This is a genomic window from Aquiflexum sp., assembly GCF_977115555.1.
Map to the genome: position 1 here is coordinate 1 of NZ_CDSBKL010000135.1, position 9,838 is coordinate 9,838.

6 protein-coding genes are annotated in these 9,838 nt (G+C 40.4%); 4 read left to right on the plus strand and 2 right to left on the minus strand.

Annotated elements, in window-relative coordinates; all coding sequences use genetic code 11:
* Positions 1–102: 102 nt before the first annotated feature.
* Complete coding sequence (locus tag ACZFYI_RS09895; protein WP_462523966.1) at positions 103–3,240, minus strand: PKD domain-containing protein; 3,138 nt, start codon at positions 3,238–3,240, stop codon at positions 103–105.
* A 162-nt stretch (positions 3,241–3,402) separates the two neighbouring features.
* Positions 3,403–6,531, minus strand: a complete 3,129-nt coding sequence (locus ACZFYI_RS09900; RefSeq protein ID WP_462523967.1) for a PKD domain-containing protein — start codon at positions 6,529–6,531, stop codon at positions 3,403–3,405.
* A gap of 346 nt (positions 6,532–6,877) precedes the next feature.
* On the opposite strand from ACZFYI_RS09900, the gene ACZFYI_RS09905 reads away from it, so the two are divergent.
* The 4 genes from ACZFYI_RS09905 (at position 6,878) to ACZFYI_RS09920 (ending at position 9,783) form a co-directional block, all read left to right on the plus strand.
* Entirely contained in the window at positions 6,878–7,444 is a 567-nt protein-coding gene (locus tag ACZFYI_RS09905; RefSeq protein ID WP_462523968.1) for a serine protease, read from the plus strand.
* A 14-nt stretch (positions 7,445–7,458) separates the two neighbouring features.
* Positions 7,459–8,982, plus strand: a complete 1,524-nt coding sequence (locus ACZFYI_RS09910) for a flotillin family protein (protein WP_462523969.1) — start codon at positions 7,459–7,461, stop codon at positions 8,980–8,982.
* Positions 8,983–9,051: 69 nt separating this feature from the next.
* Positions 9,052–9,384 carry an L-rhamnose mutarotase gene (locus ACZFYI_RS09915; RefSeq protein ID WP_462523970.1) on the plus strand — a complete coding sequence of 111 codons (333 nt, stop codon included), beginning with the start codon at positions 9,052–9,054 and terminating at the stop codon, positions 9,382–9,384.
* A 48-nt stretch (positions 9,385–9,432) separates the two neighbouring features.
* Positions 9,433–9,783 (plus strand): MerR family transcriptional regulator, encoded by a 351-nt coding sequence (locus ACZFYI_RS09920; RefSeq protein ID WP_462523971.1) that lies wholly within the window; start codon positions 9,433–9,435, stop codon positions 9,781–9,783.
* Positions 9,784–9,838: the final 55 nt, after the last annotated feature.

The window sequence follows — 9,838 nt, forward strand, 5'->3', positions numbered from 1 at the left end:
TTCATGATTGAATTAAAAAGGATGATTTAAAAATGATTTGAAATCTAAAATTAATTAATCTCAGGATACTGCCAACAATAAATCTAAAAAGCCTCCTCAATTCTATTTCAACAAAGTAAAAGAACCACGCTGCTGCAGGGTCTGCTTTTCTCCTTCAATGTTGAAGAAATATTCAATCATATAGGTGTATGTTCCGATCCCGGCATCTTCCTGTCCGATTTTTCCATCCCAACCTTTATCTCCGGAATATATCAAGCTTCCCCATTTATCGTACACCCACAGATTGAATTGAAGTTCACAATTGCTGACACCTTGAAAAGGACCATCCTTAGGAATGAATCCTGTCGGCATTCTGAGGATGGGAATTCCTTCCTCCATTTTGCCAAAGACCTTCTTTTGGCAACCGTTGGCATCTACTACGGTCAGCCCATATTCTCCTGAAGGAATGTCAATAATGTTTGGTGCGGTACTGTTTTCCCAATCCCAAAGAAACAAAAACGGTGCAACTCCACCTTGGGGAATGGCCAAAAGAGAACCGTTTGCCAATCCTGAACAGGCAAACTTTTCAATCCTGAATTCAACAGAAATCGCAGGAGGAGAATCGACAACAACATCCAAAATAAATTCGCAGCCAACTACATCTTTTACAATCAATCGGTGCTCACCTCTTGGCAAGCCAAAAATCTCAAGTTGGTTCTCATTTGCTTTAAAATCAAAACCTTCGATTTTATATGGCTTTGTACCTCCTAGAAGTTCAAATTCGACTTTTCCATCTGCTAGGTCAAAACAGCTTGCATTTGTGACAATAGGTGTTCCGATCAATTCAAAAGCTTCGGAAGATGAAATTTCAAGATTCTCAAATGCAATTTCGCAGCCTCCTGAATCTTTTACCAAAACAGAATAATTACCTATTGTCAGACCTGTTGCCAAAGGCCCTTTTAGCAAAGGATCATGAAACCATTCGAAAGTAAAATCACCTGTTCCTCCAATTGCCAAAACTTCAATCCTTCCAAGATTGGAACCTGCGCAGATTTCTTCAGTAAAAGAGATCAAGCTTGCCTCCATAGGAGGATTGACTTTGACTTTAAGCCTTTTGGATTCCCCTCCACAGGAAGTATTGATCTCACTGTATTCCTCAAACCAGATTTCTCCCTGTGAACCAACTCCCTGCCATTCGACCGTCACCTCTGAAGCGTTGTCTGCAGAAAGGATAGTACCTCCAATGACAAACCATTTATATGTCCTTTCAGGGATAAGGTTTTTGACTTTATAGGTAAAATTATCACTTTCCCCAAAACAAACTTGTGTCCTCCCTTCCGGAAAATCAGGTTCAATGGATTCATTGATCAGGACAGGCAACTCGACAGCTTGTCCGGGACAACCCTCCTCAGAGAGCGGTGTAGCTATCAATTTTGCCTCAGGATTGAATGCCCCCCACCGGATTACGGCAGAATAATTATCTGAGTCAATGATTTCTCCACCGGTCACTTCCCAAATGACTTGTGACGTATTTTGGTAATTGACAAAATTATAAACCGCTTCGTCGATCAAAGGACACACATTGTCAGGACCTGTCAGTTCTCCCAAAGATTCGACGACCTCAATGTCAAAAAACGCTTCTTCAATCTGATCGCATGCCCGGTCCCCGGTAAAGGCCAAAATTCTTATCTGGTAAATTCCCGGTTCGTCAAACAAATGATCAACCTCCTGCCCTTCCTGCATGTCAGTTCCATCTCCAAAAGACCATTCGAATATTTCAAACTTAGGATTCGTTGGAATAATTTTCCAAGCCCCTGTTTCTCCCAAGCATGCTGTCTTGTCCCCTTGCACTTCAAAATCGTATAAAACCTCAGTTTCGAAGTTCAGATTGGAAAGGCTCGCTCCGGCGGAATATCCATAAGATTCAATAAATCCGGAACCATAAACATATGCAATAACACCCTCGGGATTGGTCAAAGTATGGACACCTTCTGATATTTCAACTTGGGCATAGACGTATCCTGCATTTCCCGGAACCGGCGAAAATTGATTTCCAACATTGACCCCATCTATTACTGTTCCTTCCTGTGTTCCTGATTTTGCGATGATATTGACATAGTGGTTGATGATACCTACCACCTTTACGGCAGAAAAAGCCACTTTTTTGATCAATTGCGGATTGGGACTAAGCGTAATCATGGTTGGATCCCCATTGCTGGCTAGTGGTCCGTTTTGAATATTGCACCATTGGCTTTTTGCGAAGACAGTCACCGCAATTGGCTTGGAAGCAGTGATGTTGGCCAATTCTTCGGGTCCAAACATAAAAGTGGAAAACTTGCCAGAATTGAGATTTCCTTGAGAAACACCGTTCAAAAAGATTTGGGTATTGTTTTCAGCCGCAAGGACTTTGACCATTTCTCCGGAAGTTCTTCCCTTCAAAGGAACATGGATATATTCCTTTCCCCAAGAAAACAGCGGGTATGCTTGCTGATACAAATGATCTCCTGTAGTTCCTTCACAATCGGTGCCTACAGAAGTCATTTTATTTCCACCAAAGACTGCAATGTTTTTACAGTCTCCGTCCTGACTTCCAAGGACTCGAACCCTAGTTCCTGTCAGATCTCCTTTGGCTTTGATTTGGTAGCTCTCCCCTTTTTTCAAAGTTACATTGATGGGAGCCCCTGGCGGAATGGTATTTACAGTACCGGTAGTAGTTGTGATTTCAACATTGGTATCGTCCTCGACCGCCACGACCAATAGTGTACTTTCATAATTAATGTTGCTTCCCCCTGATACTCCGGGGGCAAATTGCTCTGCATGGGCTGTTACCAAATAATCTTTGCCCAAGGATGAAAGAGGAAGAATCACAGTACCGTCGGCGCTTCTTTGACGGAAATTGAAAGCATGTACCGCTATATTTCCATCTGCACTGACATACACGCCGAGGTTTTCTATTTTCCCTGAGGTTCTATGGATAATATCCAAACCATCCTGCGGGAAATCATAAACAAACTGTTCGCCTGATTTTATTGAGAAAGGAATGGTGTTGTTTACGTATTGGATGATACCGCTTGCGTCTTCGCTTGCAGAGATGATGATGGAAGCTTGGTCTATTCTGTTGGGAACGATCCGGTTGTTCTCCATAAAACCTAAAAAAAATTCCCTTCCAATGGTAGACAACTGTCCATATACAGGATTGAGGCAGCTGATAGTCAACATCAAACCCAAAACATAAATGGAGATTTTACCTAGGAACCGCATTCTCAGTTATATTCTCTGCATGAGATGTAATTTACCAATTTAATCATTGTATATGAGGATAGATTACAACACTAGAAGTCCTTTGGAGTGATTTTGTTGCTGATAAATTGAAAAATTTTTTCGCAACCATTCAAATTGAAAACAGATATATACCAACACCCATTATCTTATTAAGGTAAATACTCCTTTGTATTCATCTCTTACCAATTCACCATTTACATTACCTTCAAATAAAAACATAAAGGTATATGACCCAACGGGCGCATCTTCTCCATTTACCTTTCCGTCCCAACCCATATCGCCTGAATAAACCAAACTTCCCCATCTATTAAAAATCTTCAACATGAAAGGAATCTCGCAATTTGAAACCGGGCCAAAAAGACCATCATCTGGAATAAAACCAGTAGGCATTCTGAATTTTGGCTTCTCCTCTTTTACCTCGCCCCTTCCTTCACTGATACAACCCCTACTGTCTTGTATGGAAACCTCATAAATCCCTTTTGGAATTCCTTCAAGGGAAGAACCCTGTGAATTATCGTATTCCCAGGTATAGGTGAATGGACCAATTCCTCTGGTTTCAGCCACAAAAAGCTCCCCGTTGGATTGTCCGGGACAGCTTGCCTTTTGAATCCGGACATCTGCTATGGCCGGCATCGGTGATTCGACCTGGAATGCAATAGGAATACTGCAACCATTGGCATCAGTAACCAAATAGGATTGTGATGTTCCTTCAAGTCCTTCAAGGATAATTTTGTCATCTACAATATTGGCCGAAGGGAAGTCGATTGTGTAAGGAGCAACCCCGCCTTGTACAATGATATTGGCAATACCATCAGGCCTCCCAAAACAGGTTGTTCCTTCAATGTCCAAACTCACCAATTCCAGAAGGTCGGGTTGAACAATCTCAATGTTTTCAATTTGAACAAAACAGCCGAAAGAATCTGTAACCTTTACAGAATAAATACCTGCAGGTAAATTACCTGCCTCAATTGAATTTAATGAGGAATTATGGCCCCATGAAAACGTATAAGGTGCTTTTCCTCCAATAATATTGAGCTGGATTTTACCGTCAGATTCTCCAAAACAGTTCACATCTTCTTTTAGAAAAACAGAACCTTCAAGCAAAGGATTGACAAGAACCTCAAGCTTGGGAGAAGTACCTTCACAAAAATCATCAAAAAGACTGTATTCTCTATACCAAATTCTCCCTGTGATGCCAGGATTATTCCACTTGACTTCTGCTTTATTTCCTTCATTGCCATTGACAAACTCACCGCCTTCAATGAACCATTCATATCCTCTGTTTGCAAAAAAGGATTCCACTTCATACTCATCCACCCGCTCAGGATCAAAGCATATTTCGCTTAGTCCATTAGGTATTCCTGCTTCAATCAGCGGATTGATTACTACTCCAAGTACAATTTCTTCCCCCGGACATCCCTCTGAGGTATACGGCAAAGCAATGATTTTTGCATTGGGATTCGCGGCTCCCCACCTTACAGTTACCTGTTCCAATTCTTCATTGATATTAATAATTTCCCCACCTTCTACTTTCCATTCGATTCTATCAAAATCCATTTCCGAAACTATACCATAGGTCAATTCCTCTACCAAAGGACAGGCCTTAGTGATTCCCCTGATTTCACCTTCCGTTTTGATTACTGTTACACTGAATTTAACTTCTTGCTGCTCATCACAGGAATTTTCACTGATAGCTGCGATTACCTTGATTTCATATTCTCCTATTTCGGTATAGGTATGAGCTACTTTTTGACCTACAACTGGGTCGGAACCATCTCCAAAATCCCAAACAAAATAGGTGAAAAGCTCATTTTCAGGATTGATTTCCCACAACCCTTCATTATTGTAGCAAGCGATCTTGTCTCCAATCACCTCAAAATCATAATTACTTTTGGTCTCAAAATTTAAGTTATCAAGATTAGCCCCTACCGCAAATCCATATGATTCAATAAAACCGAATCCATATACGTATCCGATCAATCCATCGGGGTTGCTCAGGTTGTGTACCCCCTGAAATATTGAAATCCTGGCATAGGAATATTCTGCACTACCGGGGATAGGTAAAAATTGGTTTCCAACATTGTTACCATCAAGTCTTGTTTGGTCTTTAGAGGCTGTATTTACGATGACATTCACGTAGTGGCTCGTAATAGAAGGGAGTTGGAGGGCATTGAAAGTAATTGTTTTTAGCAACTGCTGATTAGGGCTGTAAGTAATCATAAACGGATCACCGTCATTGAAAAGGGCTTGGTTAGGGTCATTACAAGCCTGACTTTTTGCAAAAACCGTCACTGAGGCAGGTTTGTCTGTCCGGATACTGGCAAGTTGGTTAGCACTAAAATTGAGGGAAAGAAACTTTCCTGCATTGATATTGCCTCTTAATACCCCATCTATAAAAACCGATGTGTTATCTTCTGAGGCAAGCACTTTGACCAATTCCCCTGAAGACCTCCCTGCAAGTGGGATGTGAAAAAATTCCGTCCCCCAGGTATTTATTGGATAAGCTTGTTGAAAAAGGTTGTCATTTGCCTGGCCACAATCTCCCACACTTGTCCATTTATTGCCACCAAAAACAGCTAGATTTTTACATTCTTCTACATTTTCACCCAATACCCTGACCCTTGTTCCTGTAAGGTCTCCCTTTGCCTTGATCTGATAACTCTGACCCCGATTAAGTGTTATAAAAAAAGGAACCAAGGGTGGATTCCCTGTTTGGGTCCATACAGTAGGGGTAATTTCAATCCTGGTATCATCCTCGACACCAACTACCAAAAGTGTACTTTCGTTATTTATGTTTGCATTGTAATTGACAGCTGTGGTCATCACTTCAAAATGCGAAGTGATATAATAATCCTTACCCAAAGTTGTTATCGGCAAAATCACTGTTCCATCCGCTGACCTGAATCTTTCATTAAATGCGTATACTGATACTTTTCCTGAAGAAATGATATAAACACCTTTGGATTCTATTACGCCGGAAGTTCTGTGTAGAATATCGAAATCATTGATCTGGTGGAAGAATTGTTGACCTGCTGCAAGAGAAAATGGGTAGGACTTGCCACCATACTCCAAAACACCCTCTGCTGCTTCACTTGCTGTAATCACCACCACACCCCTATCAGGCGCTTCTGGAGGAATCCCGTTGTTCTCCATAAATCCAAAAAGGAATTCTTTACCCAAAGTGGTCACTTGTGAATGGCCATCCAAAGCAAAAGTCAATTGCAGAATTGCAAGGATAAAAAAGAAGGCCGAAAACTTATTTACTCTCATTACTCCAAAATTCAAGTCAAAATATAAAATAATCTAATGGGTATAAAAACTTTTTTTTGAACGAAATGCAATTTTCTTTTTATAACATGTTAAAATCGGTTAATCAAAGCCATTTTCATCTATTTTTTAATTCAAATGAATCATTTTTGGAATTCTGTTTTTTGAAAAATTCAAACCTCTTAGAATTCCATTCGCTGAGGATTTCAGAATCGAACCAATAAAACCAAAAAACATGACCATTATGTTTTTTTTTCTCTCTGAAATTTTTTTTCAAACAAGTTTAGCCCAACTGTTTGTGCCAATTAATAAATTAATTAGTTTGGTGGACATAAACCAATTCACAACTATGGAAAATTTTAGCGAAATGGAGACCTTGCTTAAGATCTTTTGGTATTTGGCCATACCATCCTCCTTGATCTTTTTGGTACAGACCATCATGACATTTATTGGAGCAGATGCAACTGACGGCTTGGATGCTGATTTTGACAGTGATCTTGAAGGTACTCAAGGGGCATTTCAGTTTTTTTCATTCAGAAACTTCATCCACTTTATGTTGGGCTTTGGATGGACAGGGATTTCATTTTATGACATCATAGAAAATAAAACCCTTCTAGTAGGGATTGCCCTTCTTGCGGGAATAGCATTTGTGGCCATGTTTTTTCTGATTATTTCTCAGATCAAAAGGCTAGCAGAAGACAACACCTTCCAAATCAAAGAAACTTTAGGAAAAACCGGGGAAGTTTACTTGACCATTCCAGAGAAAAAATCAGGGATTGGCAAAGTTCAGATTAGTATCAAAGGTTCATTTAAAGAACTGAGGGCCATTACAGAGTCTGAAACTCTGAAATCCGGGACATTGGTAAAAATAAAATCTGTCGATTCTGATAATATTCTGGTTGTAGAAAAACTTTAACACTCAATTCAAATATGGAAACAATTTATATCCTAGTAGCAGCAGCAGTAGTATTTTTTGTATCAATAACAGCTTTGGTTTCAAGGTACAAAAGGTGTCCCTCAGACAAAATCTTGGTTGTATATGGCCGAACAGGAGGAACTTCCGCCAAATGTATCCATGGAGGCGGTGCATTTATCTGGCCTGTCATTCAGGATTATGCGTATCTCGACCTAAAACCGATTTCCATTGAAGCCAATCTGACCAATGCACTTAGCCGCCAAAATATCCGGGTAGATGTTCCCTGCCGCTTTACCATTGCCATATCGACGGAGACCGACAGTATGGGTAATGCAGCTGAGAGATTGTTGGGACTTTCTCCTGACCAAATCCAAGAATTGTCTAAGGACATACTTTTTGGACAGTTGAGGTTGGTTATTGCGACAATGACAATAGAGGAGATCAATTCTGACAGGGATAAGTTTCTGGATAACATCTCCAAAAATGTAGACACAGAGTTAAAGAAAATCGGCCTCAAGCTGATCAACGTCAACGTAACTGACATCAAAGACGAATCAGGATACATCGAGGCTTTGGGTAAGGAGGCCGCTGCAAAAGCCATCAACGAAGCTAAAATCTCAGTCGCGGAGCAGGAAAAAATCGGTGAAACCGGAAAGGCTATGGCAGACCGGGAGCGGGATGTGCAAATTGCCGAAACCCACAGAGACAGGGATGTCAAGATAGCTATCACCAATAAATCAAGAGAAGTAAGCATTGCCGAAGCCTTCAAAGACGAGTCTATAGGTAAGGCGGAAGCAGAAAGAGATACAAGGGTCAAAACTTCTGAGGCCAATGCTTTGGCAGTAAAAGGGGAAAACGAGGCCAAAATCTCCATTGCCCAATCCGACGCAGTCAGGAGAGAAAGAGAAGCGGAAGCATCAAGAACAGCCCTTGCGGCTGAAAAAGTGCAACAAGCCCGTGCATTGGAAGAATCATACCTTGCAGAACAAAAAGCAGAAACGGCAAGGTCCGAAAGGGAAAGATCTACACAAATCGCCAATGTGGTAGTACCTTCAGAAATAGCCAAACAAAAGGCAATCATTGAGGCGCAGGCTGAAGCTGAAAGGATCAGGGAGCAGGCAAAAGGTGAAGCTGATGCAATATTTGCCAAAATGGATGCAGAAGCGCGAGGTCTATATGAAATCCTAACCAAACAGGCAGAAGGTTATAGGCAAGTAGTGGATGCCGCAGGAGGTGATCCAAATAAGGCGTTCCAACTTTTATTGATTGAGAAACTACCTGAACTTGTCAAAACTCAAGTAGATGCTGTCAAGAATATAAAAATAGACAAAGTAACTGTATGGGATTCCGGTGCCAACGGAGAAAATGGAAATGGGTCTACTGCAAATTTCGTTTCAGGCTTGATGAAAAGTGTTCCTCCTTTGAATGACCTTTTTAACATGGCCGGATTGAATCTTCCCACTTACCTAAAAGGTGCTGAAGATGCCAAAGAAGTGATCGATGAAAAAGATTCTAAGAAAAAAGCGTCAAACCCTTAAAAAGAACAATTTAAAGGCTTCCGGTATTTGCAATTCATATTTATCGGAAGCTTTTTCTAAAATTATAAAATGAACCGACGCTTTTGCTTAACTCTTGATTTAAAAAGTGATCCTCAACTCATTGAGGAGTACGAGACTTATCATCAATCTGTAAAACCTGAAATCCTCCAAAGTTTTACAGATGCGGGAATAATTTCAATGGAATTATACCGTTGGGAAAATAGGCTGTTCATGATAATTGAAGCAGATTCGAGTTTTTCTTTTGAAAGAAAAGCGGAATTGGATGCAAATAACCCGAAAGTGCAAGAATGGGAAAATCTGATGTCAACTTATCAACAAAAGTTACCCGGTAATCAGGGAAATGAGAAATGGCAATTAATGAAAAGAATATTCGAGAGTTGAAAATTAATATTTTTTCCTATTTTTGATTAAAGTAATACTTTAGATCCCGTGCCATACAAAGAAAAAGAAATCGAAAAAAAATACTACTCTATCGGAGAAGTAGCCAGCATGTTCAAAGTTGCACCTTCACTTATCCGCTATTGGGAAGGTGAGTTTGACATCATCAAACCTAAAAAAGACAAGAAGGGAAACCGAAGGTTTACCAAAGACGATATTGAAAAAATCAGGTATATCTATCAATTGGTAAAAATCAAAGGATACACACTTCAGGGTGCCCAAGAAGTAATCAAAGGCGACCATCAAAAAGTTTTTGACAAAGTAGCCATGGTGGACAGGCTGCACCAAATAAAAAGTTTTTTAATAGAAATACGGGACACCATGCATGTTGAAGCAAAATAATGAAACATTAATTTTTGAGCTCGCGCTAAACCTGATTCCTAAAATCGGTCCATCT

Bases quoted from the DNA above. Each gene is read 5' to 3' on its own strand.
- ACZFYI_RS09910 (WP_462523969.1), top strand. From the start codon at position 7,459: ATGGAAACAATTTATATCCTAGTAGCAGCAGCAGTAGTATTTTTTGTA.
- ACZFYI_RS09895 (WP_462523966.1), bottom strand. From the start codon at position 3,240: ATGCGGTTCCTAGGTAAAATCTCCATTTATGTTTTGGGTTTGATGTTG.
- ACZFYI_RS09905 (WP_462523968.1), top strand. From the start codon at position 6,878: ATGGAAAATTTTAGCGAAATGGAGACCTTGCTTAAGATCTTTTGGTAT.
- ACZFYI_RS09900 (WP_462523967.1), bottom strand. From the start codon at position 6,531: ATGAGAGTAAATAAGTTTTCGGCCTTCTTTTTTATCCTTGCAATTCTG.
- ACZFYI_RS09915 (WP_462523970.1), top strand. From the start codon at position 9,052: ATGAACCGACGCTTTTGCTTAACTCTTGATTTAAAAAGTGATCCTCAA.